This is a genomic window from Streptomyces sp. NPDC039424 (genome assembly GCF_055639495.1).
This window is the reverse complement of record NZ_JBVKAI010000013.1, coordinates 203352-221257: the sequence shown is the minus strand read 5'-3', so window position 1 is coordinate 221257 and position 17906 is coordinate 203352. Positions and strand designations below refer to the sequence as shown.

Here is a 17906-nt window from a genome sequence, read left to right as displayed (position 1 = left end):
CCTCCCAAAGCCGGGCAGTTGCCCCCTGAAGAACGACCGTCGGCCTACGATGCACCGACCGAGTCACGGAACGTCATAGTTCAAGGCGAAGCGACACCACTTCTCAGCGCGTCGCGCAGCACTGTGACGGCCTGGGCAACGGCCGCACGGGTGGCACGGGTGTCGCTGAGAAGGTTGAGCATCATGAAGTCGTGGGTGATGCCGTCGTAACGGACCGTGGTGATGTCGACGCCCGCGGCGCGGAGCTTGGCCGCGTATGCCTCGCCCTCGTCGCGTAGGACGTCTGCCTCGTCGACAAGGAGGAAGCCCGGTGGCAGACCGGCGAGCTGATCGAGGTCGGCCTTCAGGGGAGAGGCGGTGATCTCGCTGCGCTGCGCGCGATCGGGAATGTAGGCGTTCCAAAACCATTCCATGGCCTTGGCGGTGAGGAAGTAGCCGGTGGCGAGATCGGCGTAGGACTTGGTGTTCATTTCGGCGTCGGTAACCGGGTAGTACATGGACTGATGCACGAAACGGACGTCGCCGCGCTCCTTGGCCATCAGAGTGAGAGCAGCCGTCATGTTTCCGCCGACCGAGTCGCCCGCCACCGCCATGCGGTCCGGATCGAGGCCATGGGCTGCGCCTTCTCGGACGATCCACTGAGCGGTGGCGTAGCCCTGCTCGATCGCCACCGGGTAGTGCGCCTCGGGCGAGCGGGTGTACTCGACGAACACGACCGCAGCGTGCGCCCCGTCCGCGAGCTCGCGCACCAGTCGATCATGGGTATCGGCGTTGCCCAGAATCCAGCCACCGCCATGCATGTACAGAATCACGGGGAGGGGCGGCGCGGCGCCTCGCGGCCGGACGATGCGGACACGTACATCGCCGACATCAGCAGGAACAGTGATCCACTCCGAGTCGACATCGAGCTTCTCGATCGGTTCCGCTTGAAGGTCGTCCAGCGCCCTGCGGGCCTTCTCGGGCCCCAGGTCGTACAAGAACGGCGGCTGGGAGGTGGCATCTGCGAACTGCTGTGCTGCGGGCTCCAGAACGATGGAGCCAGAGGGAGCGGTCATGACGAGCTCCGTGAGGTCTGGGGTTGCTGAGAGAGATGCTGAGGACTCCTGCACGGCCTGACTGCGGAGCGTCGATGCACGATGCGCCCCGCCACTGGGCAGGCAGCGCAGCATTGCCACAAGCAACAGCGTTGCCCCTCCGATTCATGATCGCATCTGTGCAGTCGTACACCCCGCCCCGTACCGCCGCTGCGCTGCTGCCGCCCGAGCTGAGGCCGAAGCAGGTGGAGGGCTGGCTGCGGCCCAGATCGGTCAGGTGCCTCGGTCGCGGTCTCGGGCGGATTATTGGATGTGAGTCTTCCGACCACCATTCGCCAGAGGGCCCCTTCCAGCGGATCTGCCTCCGTGCCCGCACCAGCGCATCCGCACCCGACACCCCAGCCAGCCACTACGACCTGCTCGTTGCCCGCAACGCCAAGCTGAAACGGCGGAACAAGGAGCTGACCGTTCACCTCACGCTGGCCGCTGCCCGCATCCAGCAGATCATCCTGGACAACGACCGTTTGAAGCAGCAACTTGAAGCTGCCTCTGGAGTCGCCCGCATCGGAGCGCAACGCCGCAGACCGCCGCCCCAGTAGTTCACGCTGTCGGCGGCTTCCAAGCAGGTACTCCTCCGCACTCACATGCGCGTCGTTCTGTCCAGCAGCGACTCGGAGTCAACAGGTCCGCCGCCGCGCCCTGGTCAGCCGGGCACGTCAAAGCCGCGTACGCAGTGAGGTTGTTCGTCGAAGCCGAAGGCTGCCCGAGCGCATTGCCGACTTCCCGGCATCGCCTGAATGCACTGCATCACGGCCGGTCGGGCGATAGGGGCGAAAGGTGCGTTGATCTTCCCGGGCGGCAGCTACGTGCAGCCGCAGACGGTGCAGGGTGCCTCATAACGGGGCGCCCCAGCAGGCATACCCGTCGAAACCCCACCGGAGATCCACACCATGGCTGCTCAGCAACCCCTCACCTACGACGCCTTTGTCGAACTCGCTTCCGCTGATCCAACCGTCGTCGGCCTCATCCTCAAAGGGTCCCAGGCCCACGACGGCATGGTGACCCCGTACTCCGACCACGACCTGTACGTGGTCGTCGCCGACGACGCCCGCACCGATCTCACCCGGTTCGCGGGCACCGTAGCGCTGATCTCGACCTCGTCATCGTCACTCTCACCGAGTTCCGCGGGACCGGGACGCCCGGTTGGGAACGCTACGCCCTCGCCCGTGCTCAGATCGTGCTCGACCGGCTCGACGGAGGCATCGCCCGGATCCTCGCCGACAAGGCCCGTCTGGGTGCCGATGAGGCATTACAGGACGCAAGTGGCTGGCTGGATGCCTATGCCAACTCGCTCTATCGCTCCGTCAAGAACCACCGGGACGGCCAGACTCTCGCTGCTCGACTCGACGCCGCCGACAGCATCCGGTTTCTGCTTGAGCTGCTCTTCGCTCTCGACCGACGCCCCCGCCCTTACAACAAGTACCTGGAGTGGGAACTCGCCCGGCACCCGTTGCCGGGCTGGGACACCGACGTACTGCTCCGTGCCGTGGATCACATCTCGGCCACGGGTGACGTATCCCAGCAACGACACGTCTTCGCTCAGGTCGAGGCGGCGGCCCGAGAAGCCGGACACGATGCGGTGCTGGACGCGTGGGGCGACGACCTTGACCTCATGCGACCGCAAGAGGCACACAGCGCCACTCCCTGAGATCTGCCCTGCTGTGACGGCATCGGACCGCCCTGGACGGCTCCGTCTCGCTGGGCTGAGCCCGAGGCAGTTCACCGAGTCGATCAGCGCGCTGCGGCGCGAGGGCGCCGATCTGGTTCCAACGACCCCTGGCCATCCCTGCCGCGAACGGGGCGACCAAACGACCTATGGAAAGGAAAGGCATGCTTGACCAATCCGACGATCGAGCAGTGAGCGACTAGTCGCCGTCGCAGAGCGCCACCGCTCGCCCTCGACCACCGCGAGCCAGCCGCGGTTTTCTCGCCACTCGTACCCCGATCAGTCGGGCACGGGGAGCGGCGTCGGTCAGGTTCAGGCTCGCCACGAGTACGTCGCACCGGCACCGACCGACAACCGCCGCCGCGACCGAGCCGGCAGGCCTGTGATCGACTCGTCCGCTCGGGCTTCGTGACCGCCGGGGGTGACCTGGGTGTCGTTGACCTAGGTGACCAGCACGTGTGCGGCGTCGTGCGCTTCCAACCACAACCGCAGGTACTTGACCTGCCTATATGCCTCATCGGCGGTGACCCGGCTGAACGGCACGTTCGCGGCGAACGCCCGCGCCAGCGTCGCCATGGGCTGCCGCGGCTTGGTCTTGAACTCGGTCCCCTGCGGAATCCCCGCCCGCCGGCACAGGGCGGGATCGGTGATCCAGGGCTCGGGCAAATACGGGTTCCCGGTCGATCAGCGCATGCCCACGAGTACTCGTATAGGCCAGGAACGGTCCCTGAGTACTGCAGCTGCACCCGGCCGACATCCAGCCCTTCTTCAGGAAGCCGGTGTCGTCCATGATCAGCACGCCACCCGGTTCACCGAGATGCTCGATCACGTAGTCCCGCACATCGTCGCGAACACCGTCGGTGTCTCAGTCCGTCCAGCGCAGCAGCCGCTGCATCCCATCTGGCGACACCTCGCCGGCCTGCTCGGCCAGCGTCTACCCGTTCTTCCGCTCCAACCCCGCAACCAGCCCGCTTACATAGTCGCGCGTCCGAGCCCGCTGCTCCAACCGCGCGGAACCCGGCGCAAGCCGCGGCTGAGCCACCGAGCGCGGCGGAACCGGGCGACCTGGTCCCGCAGGCGCGTCGGCAGTCCTGCCGGAGCCCATCGCGCCAACGGCGCCACGATGGCGTCGCTCGCGAACGCGCTCCGGACGGGCTCGCTGGTGAGCATGATCCCGGAGGGCACGACGTGGTGCGGCCTGGCATCCGGTCGTTTCACGACGGCGACGTTCCAGGCGGCCATCGACGGCGGCGTCCCGGTCCGCCCGATCGCGCTGAGGTACCGCCTGGCCGACGGCCGCGAGACGAGCCGTCCCGCGTTCAGCCGCGCTCCCGTTCAGCTGATGGCGAGCGTGAGCTTCCCGCCGGGGTGACCGTCCTCGCTCTCGATCTGCGCGGCGGCCGCGTCCTCGAGCGGGTAGCTCTTGCCTTGGGCGATCCGGACCCCGCGGTCGGTGACCCAGCCGACGATCGCGGTCAGCACCTCCCGCGACTGCTCGGGACCCGAGTACGGGATCCCCAGCTCGTAAGCGGCCTCATCGGCGATGGTGACGATCCGGTCCTTCGTGCCCCGCAGCTTGACCGACCCGGGCAGCACCCCGTGCCCGGCGGCGTCGAACACGGCGTCCACCGGTCCCGGCGTGGCCTCGCGAACCCGCTCCTCCCAGCCGTCGCCGTAGAGGACGGGCACGACCCCCAGCGACTTCAGGTCGTCGAGGTTCCGGCTGCCGACGGTGCCGATGACGGTAGCGCCCTGCGCGACGGCCACCTGCGCGGCGAAGCGCCCGACCGTGCCGCTGGCGCCGTGGACCAGCAGCGTCTCGCCTTCGCGGACCTCGAGCAGTCCGAGGACGCGAAGCGCGGTCTCGCCGGCGACCGGCAGCGCCGCCGCGTCTGCCCACGAAATGCCTGCGGGCTTGGGCGCGAGCGCCTTCGCCAGCGCGTACTCGGCGTAGCCGCCGGTCTCGGGCCAGCCGAACACCTCGTCGCCGACAGCGAACTCCGCGCCCTCGCCTGCGGCGTCGACGACGCCGGCCACTTCGAAACCGGGGGTGTGTGGGAAGGAAACCTGGAAGTTCTGCCGCTTGGAGCCGTTGCGGATCTTCCAGTCGAGCGGGTTGATCCCGGCGGCCCGGACGGCCAGCCGCACCTGCCCCGGGCCGGGTTCCGGCACCGGGACCTCGGACAGCTGCAGGACTTCCGGCCCGCCGTAGGCGGAGAAGGTGATCGCTCGCATGGGTTCTCTGCGTTCCTCGAGTTGTGACTTCGAATGTTGGCGGATGCGTTGCCGTGCCCAGAGCGCCGAGACCGTGGGCACGATCGCGGGGCGTTCATCGCGGCCGGAGGCTCAGGAACCAGCCACGTTGGTGGGCGCGGTCCAGCCGGTGGATCGGATCCACTCGGCCAGGTCCAGGGTGGCCGGCTCGATCGCCCGCACAACCGCAAGATCCGACGGGTGTTCCGCCGCCTTCGCGAACTGGCGGAACATCGCCCTGTCGAGGTCGCTGGGAAGCACGCTCAACGGGAGGGCCTCGTAACGTGCCGGGAGCCCGGCGCGCGCGCCGAACGCCGCGGCGATCTGAGGGCCCGTGAGCTCGTCGCCGACGAGCTCGACGGCTCCGCCGGGTGCCTCCGCGGCGTCGAGCAGGAGCGCGGCGGCGACCCGGCCGACGTCCCTGAGCGAGATCATCTTCAGGGCGACGTCCTCCGGCAGCGGCAGCCTCAGCACGATCTCTCCGTGCTCCAGGCTCGGTGCCATCTCCTCCATGAAGGGGGCCGGGCGAACCATCGTGGCCCTGAGGCCGGACTTCCTCAGGTGCTCCTCGATCGAGTGCTTCGAGTCGTGGTGCGGCACACCCCACTCCCGGTCCGCGCCGATGACCGAGTTGAACACGACGTGCGGGACGCGTGCCGCGACCGCCGCGTCGACGAGCGCGGTGCCGATGCGGATCTCCGTCTCGACCTCTTCGAGGCTGTTCGCCTCCGGGGTCATGAAGTAGAACCCCTCGACCGCCGTCAGCGCGGCGGCCAACGACGCCGGGTCGTCGGTCCGGATGGCCGCCAGCTCGACGCCGCGGGCGGCCAGCGCCTGAGCCCGGTCGGACTGCGGGTTGCGGACCAGGGCCCGCACCGGGGCCTTGTGATCCAGCAGCGCTTCGACCACGAGCCCGCCCTGTCGCCCCGTCGCGCCGAAGACTGCGATCGTGCCGGTCGTCTGTGTGCTCATCGCTGCCACCCTTCACTAGCGGCCTCGACCTTGATCTTTTGTGACATGTCTCTACGGTGCGGTCTGCGGCGCCAGGCGCACCACCGGTATCACGCCAGGTTCTTCCGATAACCCGCCAGTGGCGGGTAGCCTCGATGGCGTGTCCGACTCCAGCGGCGAGCCGAGCTTCTGCACCGACGATGCGCCGTTGTCGGTGCCGCTGGCCCATGGCGCCGAGGTGGCCGCGCACTTCCACGACTACGGCCAGCTCCGCTACGCCGCGCGTGGGGCCCTGGTCACAGCGACCCAGGTGGGCACCTGGGTGGCGCCGGCCAGTCGGATCATGTGGGTGCCGCCCTTCGCGGTGCACAGCAGCAAGGCGTACGGCGAGACGGACATCCGGGTGCTGTCGCTGCCCGTGACGCTGACCGGACAGCTGCCGGCCGAGCCGTCGGTCTTCGTGGCGAGCGCGTTGCTGCGCGAGGCCTATCTGGCGCTGATGAGCGAGGGCGAGCCGCTGGAGAGCCCCCGTGCGCGGCTGCTGATCGACGTCGTACTCGCCGAGCTCGCCCGCGCCGCGCAGGAGCCGCTGCGCCTCCCGGAGCCGAGCGACCGGCGTCTCAAGGCGGTCACCGACCTGCTCCACGTGGACCCAGCAAGCCCGGCGACCCTGGCCGAGCTGGGCCACCGCGCCGGCGCCAGCGAACGCACCCTGAGCCGACTGTTCGGCAGCGAGCTGTCGATGAGCTTCCACCAGTGGCGCACCCTGCTGCGCATCCAACGGGCGCTGATCGAGCTCAGCGACGGTGCCTCGGTCACCGCCACGGCGATCCGGCTGGGCTGGTCGAACCCCAGCAGCTTCATCGACGCCTTCACCGAGCTGGTCGGTCAGACACCCGGGGGCTATCGCTCGTCGGCTCGGTCCTCCGGCAGCTCCCATGGGTGAGAGGTTGGCGGGGTAGCCGTAGTTCCTGGCGGAACATCGGTAGCAGCCCAATGGTGCGGGAGCTCACGCTGGGGGGTGCCCCAGTGGTTGTCAAGCCGCTGCTGGGGCAGGAGCGGCTTCGGGGCGGTAGTGAGTCCCGTTGCGCAGCATCGCGTAGAGGACGTCGCAGCGTCGGCGGGCCAGGCAGATCAGCGCGGCGTTGTGCTTCTTGCCTTCGGCGCGTTTGCGGTCGTAGTAGGTCCTGCTGGTCGGGTCCGACAGGGCGGCGAACGCGGCGAGGAAGAACGCGCGTTTGAGCTTGCGGTCGCCGGTGCGGGCGGGGTGCTCGCCTTTGATGCTGGTGCCGGAGCTGCGGGTGACCGGGGCGATGCCGGCGTAGGCCGCGAGATGTCCGGAGCTGGCGAAGTTGGAGGCGTCGCCGATCTCGAGGAGGATGCGGGCTGCGGTCCTGACGCCGATGCCGGGCATCGAGGTCAGGACCCCGGCAAGAGGGTGTGCATCGAGTATCCCTCGACCTGGGCGGCGACCTGTTTTCGTTGCTGGAGAACGGTTTTGAGGCTGTCCGCGAGTCGGGGCAGGACCGTGTCTGCGGCCGCGGTGCCGGGGACGGTGACGGTCTGCTCGCCGAGCGCGGTCATGATCGCCTCGACCAGTTTGTCGCCCATGCGAGGCGCGTGGACCTTGGCGATCGCGGTGAGTTTGCGGCGGCCGGCCTTGGCGATGCCGGTCGGTCCGCCGCAGCGGGACAGTATTTCCAGCACGGCCGGGTGGCTGATCTTGGGGCCGATGGCGTGCTCGAGGGTGGGGTGGATGCCGGTGAGCAGGCCGCGGATCCGGTTGCTGATCCGGGTAGCTTCGCCGGCCAGGTCGTCGTCGAACCCGACCAGCACCTCCAACTCGGCCAGGGCCTCGTCGCCGACATCGACCGGGCGCAGGGTGTGGGGCAGCGAGCGGGCGGCGTCGGCGATGACGAACGCATCCCGGGCATCGGTCTTCGCGCGGCCGGGGTAGAGGTCGGCGATGCGGCGCATGGCCAGGCCAGGCAGGTAGGCGACCTGGTGACCGGCCGCGCGAGCGACCGCGACGGGCAGCGCCCCGATCGTGGCCGGCTGGTCGACCACGACCAGCAGCGTTCCGTGCCGGGCGAGTTTGTCGAACAGGGCTCTCAGTTTGGGTTCGGTGTTGGGCAACGGGGCGTCATGCAGCCGCTTGCCGTCCGGGTCGAGGCCGACCGCGTGGTGGGCATCTTTGCCGACGTCCAGGCCGAGGAACACGCTGAAACTGCTGCTCATCCACCATGCCGTTCGCTCGTCGCGAGTGGTCACCGGGAGGGCATCGATGGCCGGCACCCACGTTACGACGAGACCTACCAGTTGGTGGCCGTGTCCCTATCAGCGGTCCCTCGATGCCACCAGACCCGGTGACACCACCCCCCGGATCATGCCTTCGACTGGGGGCGTTAGTCATGCCGGGCCTGGCGACCACAGCTCCTTGAACAGGAACTACGAAAAAGGTAATGGGGCTTGCCGGGGCGCCATGGCTATCGGAACGGGGCGGCGCGCAGGTTGCGGAGGGGAGGCGGTAGGTCGGGCGGCTCCGGGCGACGTTCGGTTACGCCCCACTGCGCGTGCGCAACAGGAGGGCGACCCAGCTGCGGTAGGGCGCCCAGCGGTCGCTGATGCCGGCGAGGCGGTTCGCGTCGGAGGCATCCGGCTCGCTCAGGCCGTAGGCTCGCGCCATCGCGGCGTGCAGTCGGGGTTCTTGGCGTGGGAAGAGGTCGGGGTGGCCGGCGCCACGGATGAGGATCAGCTCGGCGGAAAAAGGGCCGATGCCGGGCAGGGTCCGCAGGTGAGCAAGGGCGTCCTGGGCCGGCATCGCCCGCAGATGGCTTGCGTCGAGGTCACCGGCGAGAGCGGCGTCCGCGAGGTGGCGCAACCTTTCGACCTTGATGTCGGGCAGCCCGGGGATGCGGTCGAGCTGGCGCAGGACCAGCGGAGTGGGGAAGGCGTGGAGGGTGCGCCCGGAGACGGTGACGTGTTGTCCGTGGTGTTCGGCGATGCGGGCTTTGATCGTGGCCGCCTGGACCATGCGGATGCGGTGGCCGATGACCGCCCAGGCCGCTGCTTCGTATGGGGAGTGGAAGCACACCGGCCGCAGGCCCGGGTATGCCGAGATGAGTTCGGCCACGACGGGATCACGCTGGGCGATCTTGGGGAGGCCGCTGCCGTCGACGTCGAGGGAGAGGATGCGGGCCAACTGCTGTCGCACCGCATCCACCCTGGGGGAAGGCCCAACGGGCTCGGTTTCTCTGGCCGTCCCGGCCCGCCCCTCGCGGGGCAGGCCAGTGTGCACGATGGCCTCCGCCTGCACGGCGCCCTGCGGGCCGTCTGCCTGCCTCACCTCGACGCCCACGGTCGAGTGACCGTCGTCGGTGGGGAACGCGAGGCGCAGCGCCTGGTCTTGTGCGGTGTCGTGATACCTGGCGGGGGTGAAGCTCTTCAGGAAGCTGAGACCAGCCGCGAGGGAGAACGGGCCTTCCGGGGTGATGGTGAAGGCGTACACGGTCAGTTCCCGTGGGCGGTGATGGCGTAGCCCTCGGGGCCGAGGAATGTGAACATTCTTCCGAACGGGCCGTCCTCCGGCTCCCTGACGATGGGGATCCCGGCTGCTTGGAGACGGTCGTGGAGGGTCTCGGCGTCGCTGGTCTTGAACCACAGCGAGACGCCGAGGCCGGGCCGCTGAACGCTGTCGAGGTCCACGCCCGGCAGGGGCTCGCGGACGGCGAACGCGATCGGCTCGGTGGTGAACACCACGGCGCCGGGGGGCGAGGCGGGCGCCCGGTGCAGCCCGAGCTGCGTTTCGAAGAAGGCAGCGGCCGCGTCGACGTCACGTACCTGCAGCGCGATGAAGTCCGGCCCGGCGACGGAAAGGTTGGTGGTCATGGGTGCTCCTCAGCTGCGCGTAATGTCAGGACTTTGACATAGGTGACGGTAGGCGCCTCCGCTCAGTTATGTCAAACTCCTGACATGACGGATGAGACAACCACCGACCCGACCCCGCCCGACGACGGAACCGCCGACGTGACCGAGCGACTGGGCTACCGCCTCAAGCGGGCGGCGGCCGCCCTGCGCGGCGCGATGGATGGGGCCCTGCGTGAGTACGGCTTGACCGTGCCGCAGTACGCCTGTCTCGAACTGCTCGACCAGCGACCCGGGCTGTCCAACGCCGAACTGGCCCGCGGCACCTTCGTCACCCGGCAGTCCATGAACGTCGTCCTGCGCGGACTGCAGGACGCCGGCCTCATCACCCGCGCGCCCACCGCCGACCACGGCCGCGCCCTGCCCGCCCACCTCACCGAAGACGGCCACCGCCGCCTCGCCGCGGCACGCACCGCCGTCTACGCCATCGACCAGCAGATGACCGACGCCGTCCCGCCGAAACGCCTCGCTGCTCTTCTCGCCGACCTGAACCGGATGGCAGAGACACTCGGCGGATGAACCGGCCCGCTCACTGGATGGCCTGTGGGTGGGGAGGCAAGGTGAGTAGGTCTGGGGAATCCCTGAGCAGGGGGTGGGGATTTTCAACGAGCCCCATCAGCCCGCCAAGAAGCCTGCTGGGAAGAAGACCGGCGCCCAGAAGGCGGCCGTGAAGAAGGCGACGGCGCGCAGGCCCCGGCGCAGCGCGTAGCAGCACCGGCGGGGTGAGGATGGAGGTGGGGGTCTCCGTCCCGGGATCCCCGAGCCGGGCGGGGGCCCGCGTTCCGCTCGCGGGTCCGATCCCGAGGACCTGCTCCAGCATCCACTGCTGCACGGCGGTGAGCGTGTCCCAGCCCAGGCGCTGAGCACGCACCCATCGTCCGAGGCCTTGCCTTGGCGCTCGATGTCGCCCGGGGAAGTGGGCCTCCTGCCGCCAGCAGCGTCCACAACCGTTGCACCTGCCGCCCCTGCGCCGTCGCGGCGTACCGCCACCGCGCGCCGTTCAGCTCCCGCCTACCACCGACCCGATCGCTCACCACCTGGGCTGGGCCGTCCGCTACCACCCCGAGCACGGGCGCACCGTCCTCCTGCTGCGCGATGAGGACACCGCCAGCCTGCACACCTACTGGTCCGGCTCTGCGGGACACCTTCCTGGCGGTCTCGGGCCAGCCGGACATCGACATCCAGCGCTTGACGCCATCGAGGCCGTCGGCCGGAACAAGGGAGAAGGCATGTGGGGCCGGTGCGACACCTCCCGCGAAGAGGGATGGCTGGCCTTCGGAACTGAAGGCACAGGACCCGACCCCGGGCGTTCGGATACGTCATGAGCACGGTCCGCGAGGAGTACGCGGCGATCATGGACGTGCTGGACCAGGCCGTCGATCACCTGACGCCCGCGCAGATCTCGGTGCAGCTCGCTGCAGGAGGGATCGACCTTCCCTCGAACTCGGCTTCGGCTCGGGCATGACCTGCTGGCGCCGTTTGGCCGAGTGGACCGAACCCGGTGTCTGGCCCCGACTACACGAGGCCCTCCTCGTCAAGCTCCGCAGCGCCAACGCCCTGGACTTCTCCAGGGCGGCCGTCGACGGCTCCCACATCCGCGCGTTAAAAGGGGGTCCAAGACCGGACGAAGCCCCGTCGACCGGGGCAGGACGGGCAGCAAACACCATCTGATCACCGACGCCACTGGCATCCCGCTCGCCGCCACCCTGACCGGCGGCAACCGCAACGACGTCACCCAGCTGATCCCACTACTGGAGGCAATCCCGCCGGTACGGGGCAGGCGCGGCCGGCCCCCGCGCCGCCCCAACGTGGTCCTGGCCGACCGCGGCTTTGACCACGACAAGTACCGCCGTCTGGTCCGGGATCTCGGCGTAAAGCCGTTGGTCGCCCGCCGGGGCACCGAGCACGGCTCCGGACTTGGCACCCAACGCTGGGTCGTCGAGCGCGCGTTCGCTCACCTGCACTGGTTCCGCCGCCTGCGGATCCGCTGGGAGATCCGCGACGACATCCACGAAGCATTCCTTACTTTCGGGTGCGCACTGCTCTGCCGGCGACGCCTGCAGTCAGCCGTCGACCGCTAGCTTTTCTGCAAGGTGCGGGTGACACCCGCGATGACGGCGGTCGTCAGCACCCAACCGAAGGCGATCAGCAGGTAGGCCAGCCACTGGAGGCTGTGATTCGACCAGTACCAGGCCGTGCGCTGACCCAGACCACCGATGGGGATCAAGAGGTCGAGTGTGTAGACGAGGGGCTGGAACGGGGCGCCTTCGCCTTGCTTGACCGGGCTGGGGGAGTGAGTGCCGAAGGACAGCGTGCCCAGCAAGGTCAGTGCGAGGAGCCAGACGCCGGCCAGCCAGGGACGGTAGCCATAGCCGACGGCCAGGTCGAGCAGGTACCCCCACATACGCGCGGCCGGAGGCAGAGTTTGACGCCGATGGCGCTGTTTGGCCAGGAGTACGCGGCGGGCGTCGTCGTCGTGGCCAGCCTTGCGGTACCAGCTTGCCAACTGCTCGTAGGGCTGGGGGGTGTAGCCCGGGCCGCGTCGTATCCATGCCACGCGGCGGGCCACGGAGTCCCGCCGCCCCACTGCCTCCCGTCGCTCGCCTGCCTCGTCCACCTTGATGGAGCCGTAGACGAAGCCGTCCAGCTCCACAACGTCCGGCCAGCTGTGGTCGCTGTCATGGAGGTAGGACACCTGCGCGCCCCGCAAGTCCACGGTGCCGGACGGTGGCCGGGCGAGGGTGAAGTCGAAGTCGACGGCCCGCATCAGCAGGGCGACCAAAGACGGGCCCTGGCCGTCGGGCGGCCCGTTCAGGACGGCTCCCTCAAAGGTCAGGTTGTCCGAGATCCGGGCACCTCGCAGCCGTACGGTCCCGTTCGCGATGAACCCGTCGGAGAAGTTGAGCGTCGAGGCCACGGCGTTGTCCAGGGCGAGCGCCACCCCGCGCTGGCCGGGGCGTTCCAGTAGTGCGCCCCGCATGTGCAGTCCGCCTGGCAGCTGTGCCCCCATGAGACGAACTTCGCCATGCGCGACGAATCCGTCAACGCAGTAGATGCCGCCCTCCGCGACCAGGCCGCCAGCGGACACCGCCCATTCCTCGGGTGCGGTGATCTCGGCACCGCTGAGGTTCACGGCGCCGCTCACGTGGGCGTTGATGAGCGACAAGGCGGTGACCCTGCGGTGGAAGGGCGAGGCAGAGCCGCTTTCCAGACGAGAGCGCCGCAGGTCGAGGCGTCCCTCGATACGAATCAAGCCGGCTTCCACATTCGGTACCCGGCTGCCCACGATTGCAATCGACTGGGTCGAGGCTCCGGAGAGGTTCACGCCCTCCTCGAACCAGCAGTCCTCGAGCCAGAAGGCGTGAGCGATCTGCGCGCCGGCCAGGTTGAGGTGCCCGGATATCCGCGCCCCGTCGAGCCTTAGGTACGGGACCACCCCAGACTGTGCGGTGTGCGCGCCTTGGAGGAGCCCCACGATCACGGCGGCCCGAACCGTCCGCTCGGGCCCCCACTGCCCACCCTCGTCGACACGGTCGTCCTCGGGCACACCCGTGCGCAGATCCACGCGGCGTCCGTCGGGAAACGCATCCCACAGCTCACGCTCCGGTGAAGTCAACTCGTCGTATGAGAGCACTCATGCAGAATAGTGATCTTCCTTCGTACTCGCCTCGCCCTGCCGCGCCAGAGCCGAAGGGCGGCCTATTCTGTTAGGAGTTCCAAGGGCTGTCCCGCAAAAGATCTTCGGGAGTCAGCGGTGCGCTACCCCATGACCTCGCGGGCCGCGTCGAGAAACGCCGACCGGTTGTCCTCCAGGTAGTCCCGTGCGCTCTCACCGTCGGGCAAGCCGTGCCACACGGTCCTGTTGAGGTCGAGGAAGTGCGCGTGTGCGGCGTCATGCACGCGCCGGGGGAATTGGATGCGGAGGAGCCGATCCGCGACCCACAACCTGTACATGACGTCCCGGGTCGTGAGGTACCAGTCATCGGTCTCCTCCCATTCGGACGGCCGGGTGTAGGCGCATCGTTCCGCCTCTGCCGACACCTCGATGAACCGCTCCAGCAGCGCGAGCCGTTCCGCGCGTCGGGTCTCCGACAACGCGATCCGCTGCCGTTGCTGTTCGGCACGTTCCGCTGATTGCTGAGTCCTGTGCTGGACGAGGTAGGACAACACGCCGCCGAGGACAACGCCGCCCAACGATATGAGTGACACCCAGACCTGACCTGCCATGCCGATCATCGTTCCACAGCGTCGGTCTTTAAGATGATCTCGCTGTGGCTGGTGTGATCACGGCGTCCGCGCCGTCCTGGATAGCCCCGTTCACCGGGCTGAGCCCACGTCAGTTCGGCAAGCTGCTCACCGCGCTACGGCGAGAGGGTGCGACCCCGATCCGCAAGGGCCGGCCATGGAGCTTGCTGCTGGAGGGCCGGGTGTTGTTGGTGACTGCGTACTGGCGGACGAATCTAACCTTGCGGCAGCTCGCTCCGCTGCTCGGCATCTCCAAGTCCGCAGCCGACCGCATCATCAACCACCTCGGCCCGTCGCTCGCGCTCCAGCCGCGCAGGCGGTTCCGCGAGGACACCGTACTGATCGTGGACGGAACCCTCGTGCCCACCCGCGACCACACGATCGCTGAGCAGTCGAAAAACCACCGGTACTCGACCAACCACCAAGTCATCATCGACGCCGACACCCGACTCGTGGTCGCTGTCGGCCGGCCACTGCCCGGCCACCGCAACGACTGCCAGGCCTCGGAGCTGTCCGGCGCGAAGGACGCCGTGGGCAGGACCACGGTCATCGCGGACTGCGGCTACCGGGGCACCAGCCTGGTCATCCCGCATCGCCGTGAGCGCGGCCAGGTCGAACTCCCGACATGGCAAGAGCAACACAACGCTTTCACCGCAAGGTCCGCGCCCGCGTCGAGCACGCCTTCGCACGCATGAAGGGATGGAAGATCCTCCGCGACTGCCGCCTGAAAGCCGACGCGTGGGCCTGCCCCCAGCCGTACCGCCGCGCGAAGTCAAAAACCAGGCTGCGGAGGAATGTCTGATCGCACGAGGCGGACTCGCGCGGCTGGTATGTGGCCGGGTAGGTAGACGAATCCGTTGCCGTTGTCGAGGAGCAACCTCTCATCAATGCCGTCCATGGACCAGAGATCAACCGGCCCGCCCGTGTTGTTGATTTGGAGGAAGAACTCTGCTACCTCCTCGCCCGGACAGACGAAGATCCCCTCCACCTCAGGGCGGCGGCTGCCGGCGATTCCCGGTGCGGCGCCCATCCGGGTCCAATCCAGGCCATGCTGTGCGATCGATCGCCGATTGAGCACGGACGAAACATGGAAGAAGTTCGGCGTATTAAACACGCCAGGAGTATAGGAGGCGGTGAGGCTTCCTCCTCAGGTTGAGGCGGCCAGCTGGCGCTGTCAACTTGGCTGGGCAGAAGGTGTATCGGGATAGGCCGGGCCCGGGTCGGGGCATGCGCCGGGACCCGTCCTCAGGCCGTGGCCGGTAGGCTGGCGATCTCGTTCCAGGTCGTGAAGCGGGTGGTCATCTGAGCGCGGTAGCTGGCAGCGGTGAGACGGTGACGGCGGGGCCGGAAGTGCGGTGAGATCGCACTGAAGACCGACAGGAAGCGTTGGGCTCCACCCGCGGAGCGGAACCCCTTCATGGCGCGTTCGCGTTGCCGCGTCGGTTGGTGTGAGTTCTCCACCCGGTTGTTCAGATACTTCGACTGCCGGTGCTCCACCGACCGCATCAGCTCACAGACGTTACTACCGGGTCGGGTAAGAGCGCCGTCGCGAAGCCATCGACCGCGTCACCACGATGCAGTTCGACCGGCACGGCAACCGCGTCTGGCGCACTGCCAAGGCCCTGCTCGACTCCGCGCACGCTCGCCGGGCCGTCGGCGAGGTGACCGTCCCATACGGCGTCTGCACCCAGCCCTCCAACGTCGCGGCCGACGGCCACGACTGCCCGGTCCGCTTCCGCTGCGTCGGCTGCAGCCACTTCCGCACGGACATCTCCTATCTGCCCGACCTGGAGGCATACCTCGGCGACCTGCTGCGGAACCGAGAACGGCTCGCTGCCTTCGTCCACGCGGACAGCTGGGCGAAGGACGAGGCGACGCCCTCCGACGAGGAGATCACCCGTGTCCGCCGCCTGGCCCGCAGGCTCAAGGAAGACCTCGACGACCTGACCGACGACGACCGCCGAAGATCCAGGAGGCTGCCACCCTCGTCCGCCGCAGCCGTCAGGTCGTCCCGCTCGGCATGCCCCGCATCCGCCAGCCTCTGCCCGACATCCGACCGGAGCGAACCGCATGATCACCATGATCGAAGGACGGCGAGCCGACTCGGCCCGGCGCCGCGAACGCGTCCTGAAGGCGCTGGATACAGCCCTGCGGACCGGCGAGGACATCACCGTCTCTTCGCTCGCTCGCACGGCCCGAGTGGACCGCACATTCCTCTATCGCCACCGTGACCTTCTCGAACGCGTCCATGCCGCCGCATCGGCCCCGCCGCCAGAAGGCCGCCAGGCCGCCGTCAGCAGGGCCTCGCTCCAGACGGACCTGGCCAACGCGCTGGAGCGGAACACCCGTCTTGCCGCGCGGGTGCGACAGTTGGAGAAGCGCCTTTCTGCGCAGCTCGGCGAGCAGGCATGGAGCGAGTCCGGGCTCGGAGCCCACCGGACATCGACCAACTCCAGCGTCCCATCGTCATGTTGGAACAGGAACTCGCCGAGAAACGTGCAGAGCTTAGGGAAAGGGCGGAGGAACTCGAAGCCGCTCGCGCTGCCAATAGGGAGCTGACCCGTGCGTTGAACCAGCCTCACCACAGCCAGCCTTGAGCTCACCTAATCCTGCGAAGGGCGGCGGTCCGGGCGGCGGCCAACTCTATCCGGTCGGCGGCCACGAGCAGAACGAGCACGCCCCAGCGCAGGTACGCTCCCATCAGGCGATCGGCCGCGGACGGGAGTTCAGCAAGAAGACGGTGGAGTCCCGCTTCCACAGCATCTTGGTGCGCCTGGACCTGCCGCCCCAGCCTGAAGGGCACCGGCGGGTGCTGGCCTGGTCGCCCACTTGGAGCCATGGAGCGAACAGTCCTGTCGCGATGCCGTGAGCGTCGTCGGGGTCACAAGTCGGCGAAATTGAGGGCGACGATCGCGGGAGTGTTGCTGCTGGTGTAGCCGTCGCGCACCGGCAACTGCGTGCGGAAGTTGTCTGGTGTCCACCACAGCCGCTCGTCGCCGTCCGCCCCCTTCCACACCATCACGATCCGGTTGTCCACTCGCCCCAGCGCGGGGCCGTGGCTCGACCGGCCGATCGCAAGCTGTTGGCCCGACCAGCTGCCACTGCCGTAGCTAGCCCGCCAGAGGTGGTCGTCACCGCCGGACCCCTTCCATGTCATTAGCAGCGCCGTGCCGTTCGACGCTAGCGCCGGACCGTGGGTCGAACCGCCGGGAAACGCCTTCGGCACTGTCCACGACTCGCCGTCGTACGTGCACCAGTAGAGGTTTTGGTTGTTGCCGGAACCCTTCCACGCCATGAAGAGGCGGCCGTCGTGCTGGGCCAGTGCCGGTCCGTGGGTCGAACTCGCTGTCCCGTCGCTGGTCAGCTGCTGCGGGGACCAGCCGCCGGGGCCGAGCACGGAGTACCAGATGTGCTCGTCCTGGCCGGCTCCGCGCCACGCCATGACCACCCGCTCGCCGAGCACGCCGAGCGCCGGCCGGTCCTCGGTGCGGGGCACCCCGGTCGGAAGGGACTGCTGACCCCAGGAATCGCCGGTGAAGTGCGCGGCAGCGGTCCAGATCCGGTTGTCGTTGTCCGCCCCCCGCCACGCGGCGCGGATCGCGTGTCCGACTGGCTCGACCACCGCGGCGATCCCGCGGCTGCTGGCGAACCAGCTCACCTGCCGGGCGTCGTTGAAGTCGGTGCCGTGGTCGTTACGTGCTGAGTAGATCCCCTGGTCCGAGCCGTGGCCTTTCCAGATCACGAAAGCGCGGTCGTTCACGATTCCTCCAGAT

At 68.5% G+C, this 17906-nt stretch carries 16 protein-coding genes and 6 pseudogenes; 9 read left to right on the top strand and 13 right to left on the bottom strand.

The genetic code is table 11. The features are described 5' to 3' along the window. Positions 1-80 precede the first annotated feature (80 nt). Positions 81-1055, bottom strand: a complete 975-nt coding sequence (locus ACZ7L0_RS29340; RefSeq protein ID WP_471245519.1) for an alpha/beta hydrolase — start codon at positions 1053-1055, stop codon at positions 81-83. 158 nt (positions 1056-1213) lie between these two features. On the opposite strand from ACZ7L0_RS29340, the gene ACZ7L0_RS29335 reads away from it, so the two are divergent. Together ACZ7L0_RS29335 and ACZ7L0_RS29330 are read left to right on the top strand one after the other, a co-directional pair. Next, a complete protein-coding gene (locus tag ACZ7L0_RS29335; RefSeq protein WP_471245518.1) occupies positions 1214-1633 on the top strand; it encodes a hypothetical protein in 420 nt (139 codons plus the stop codon). Positions 1634-1984: 351 nt separating this feature from the next. After that, positions 1985-2742 (top strand): annotated as a pseudogene (locus tag ACZ7L0_RS29330) (hypothetical protein). A 339-nt stretch (positions 2743-3081) separates the two neighbouring features. On the opposite strand, the pseudogene ACZ7L0_RS29325 reads toward ACZ7L0_RS29330, so the two are convergent. Further along, a pseudogene (locus ACZ7L0_RS29325) lies at positions 3082-3802 on the bottom strand (IS701 family transposase); the annotation flags it as partial. Between ACZ7L0_RS29325 and ACZ7L0_RS29320 the strand changes: the two are divergent. Continuing rightward, positions 3737-4132: a 1-acyl-sn-glycerol-3-phosphate acyltransferase gene (locus tag ACZ7L0_RS29320; RefSeq protein WP_471245567.1), complete on the top strand. Its 396-nt coding sequence runs from the start codon at positions 3737-3739 to the stop codon at positions 4130-4132. The pseudogene ACZ7L0_RS29325 and the gene ACZ7L0_RS29320 sit on opposite strands and share 66 nt — an antisense overlap. Here ACZ7L0_RS29320 and ACZ7L0_RS29315 read toward each other — a convergent pair. Next, positions 4096-4995: an NADP-dependent oxidoreductase gene (locus tag ACZ7L0_RS29315; RefSeq protein ID WP_471245517.1), complete on the bottom strand. Its 900-nt coding sequence runs from the start codon at positions 4993-4995 to the stop codon at positions 4096-4098. The genes ACZ7L0_RS29320 and ACZ7L0_RS29315 overlap by 37 nt on opposite strands. Before the next feature lie 111 nt (positions 4996-5106). Further along, positions 5107-5985, bottom strand: coding sequence for an NmrA/HSCARG family protein (locus ACZ7L0_RS29310; RefSeq protein WP_471245516.1), 879 nt, complete (start codon positions 5983-5985; stop codon positions 5107-5109). A 139-nt stretch (positions 5986-6124) separates the two neighbouring features. Between ACZ7L0_RS29310 and ACZ7L0_RS29305 the strand changes: the two genes are divergently transcribed. Further along, positions 6125-6910 carry an AraC family transcriptional regulator gene (locus tag ACZ7L0_RS29305; protein WP_123971228.1) on the top strand — a complete coding sequence of 262 codons (786 nt, stop codon included), beginning with the start codon at positions 6125-6127 and terminating at the stop codon, positions 6908-6910. 90 nt (positions 6911-7000) lie between these two features. Here ACZ7L0_RS29305 and ACZ7L0_RS29300 read toward each other — a convergent pair. The 3 genes and pseudogenes from ACZ7L0_RS29300 to ACZ7L0_RS29290 form a co-directional block, all read right to left on the bottom strand. Beyond that, positions 7001-8202: pseudogene (locus ACZ7L0_RS29300) on the bottom strand (IS110 family RNA-guided transposase). A 319-nt stretch (positions 8203-8521) separates the two neighbouring features. After that, positions 8522-9472 carry a DNA-3-methyladenine glycosylase family protein gene (locus ACZ7L0_RS29295; protein WP_471245515.1) on the bottom strand — a complete coding sequence of 317 codons (951 nt, stop codon included), beginning with the start codon at positions 9470-9472 and terminating at the stop codon, positions 8522-8524. 2 nt (positions 9473-9474) lie between these two features. Continuing rightward, positions 9475-9852, bottom strand: coding sequence for a VOC family protein (locus ACZ7L0_RS29290; protein ID WP_471245514.1), 378 nt, complete (start codon positions 9850-9852; stop codon positions 9475-9477). Positions 9853-9936: 84 nt separating this feature from the next. Between ACZ7L0_RS29290 and ACZ7L0_RS29285 the strand changes: the two genes are divergently transcribed. From ACZ7L0_RS29285 to ACZ7L0_RS29275, 3 genes and pseudogenes are all read left to right on the top strand, one after another. After that, positions 9937-10407 carry a MarR family winged helix-turn-helix transcriptional regulator gene (locus ACZ7L0_RS29285; RefSeq protein WP_471245513.1) on the top strand — a complete coding sequence of 157 codons (471 nt, stop codon included), beginning with the start codon at positions 9937-9939 and terminating at the stop codon, positions 10405-10407. An 802-nt stretch (positions 10408-11209) separates the two neighbouring features. Beyond that, positions 11210-11353, top strand: a complete 144-nt coding sequence (locus ACZ7L0_RS29280) for a hypothetical protein (protein ID WP_471245574.1) — start codon at positions 11210-11212, stop codon at positions 11351-11353. After that, a pseudogene (locus ACZ7L0_RS29275) lies at positions 11329-11969 on the top strand (IS5 family transposase); the annotation flags it as partial. The gene ACZ7L0_RS29280 and the pseudogene ACZ7L0_RS29275, both read left to right, overlap by 25 nt. Here ACZ7L0_RS29275 and ACZ7L0_RS29270 read toward each other — a convergent pair. Continuing rightward, positions 11966-13522 carry an oxidoreductase gene (locus ACZ7L0_RS29270; RefSeq protein ID WP_471245512.1) on the bottom strand — a complete coding sequence of 519 codons (1557 nt, stop codon included), beginning with the start codon at positions 13520-13522 and terminating at the stop codon, positions 11966-11968. The pseudogene ACZ7L0_RS29275 and the gene ACZ7L0_RS29270 overlap by 4 nt on opposite strands. A 125-nt stretch (positions 13523-13647) precedes the next feature. Next, positions 13648-14124: a hypothetical protein gene (locus tag ACZ7L0_RS29265; protein ID WP_471245511.1), complete on the bottom strand. Its 477-nt coding sequence runs from the start codon at positions 14122-14124 to the stop codon at positions 13648-13650. Positions 14125-14159: 35 nt separating this feature from the next. Here ACZ7L0_RS29265 and ACZ7L0_RS29260 point away from each other — a divergent pair. Beyond that, positions 14160-14935: pseudogene (locus ACZ7L0_RS29260) on the top strand (transposase). On the opposite strand, the gene ACZ7L0_RS29255 reads toward ACZ7L0_RS29260, so the two are convergent. The 3 genes and pseudogenes from ACZ7L0_RS29255 to ACZ7L0_RS29245 all read right to left on the bottom strand — a co-directional run bounded on the left by ACZ7L0_RS29255 (position 14906) and on the right by ACZ7L0_RS29245 (position 15980). Next, entirely contained in the window at positions 14906-15247 is a 342-nt protein-coding gene (locus tag ACZ7L0_RS29255) for a hypothetical protein (protein ID WP_471245510.1), read from the bottom strand. The pseudogene ACZ7L0_RS29260 and the gene ACZ7L0_RS29255 sit on opposite strands and share 30 nt — an antisense overlap. A gap of 131 nt (positions 15248-15378) precedes the next feature. Continuing rightward, positions 15379-15645, bottom strand: a pseudogene (locus ACZ7L0_RS29250) (DDE-type integrase/transposase/recombinase); the annotation flags it as partial. Continuing rightward, positions 15639-15980, bottom strand: coding sequence for a hypothetical protein (locus ACZ7L0_RS29245; RefSeq protein WP_471245509.1), 342 nt, complete (start codon positions 15978-15980; stop codon positions 15639-15641). The gene ACZ7L0_RS29245 and the pseudogene ACZ7L0_RS29250, both read right to left, overlap by 7 nt. A 223-nt stretch (positions 15981-16203) precedes the next feature. On the opposite strand from ACZ7L0_RS29245, the gene ACZ7L0_RS29240 reads away from it, so the two are divergent. Next, positions 16204-16692: a DUF6262 family protein gene (locus ACZ7L0_RS29240; protein ID WP_471245508.1), complete on the top strand. Its 489-nt coding sequence runs from the start codon at positions 16204-16206 to the stop codon at positions 16690-16692. Between the two features lie 322 nt (positions 16693-17014). On the opposite strand, the gene ACZ7L0_RS29235 is transcribed toward ACZ7L0_RS29240, so the two are convergent. Continuing rightward, positions 17015-17893, bottom strand: a complete 879-nt coding sequence (locus ACZ7L0_RS29235) for a PLL family lectin (protein WP_471245507.1) — start codon at positions 17891-17893, stop codon at positions 17015-17017. Positions 17894-17906: the final 13 nt, after the last annotated feature.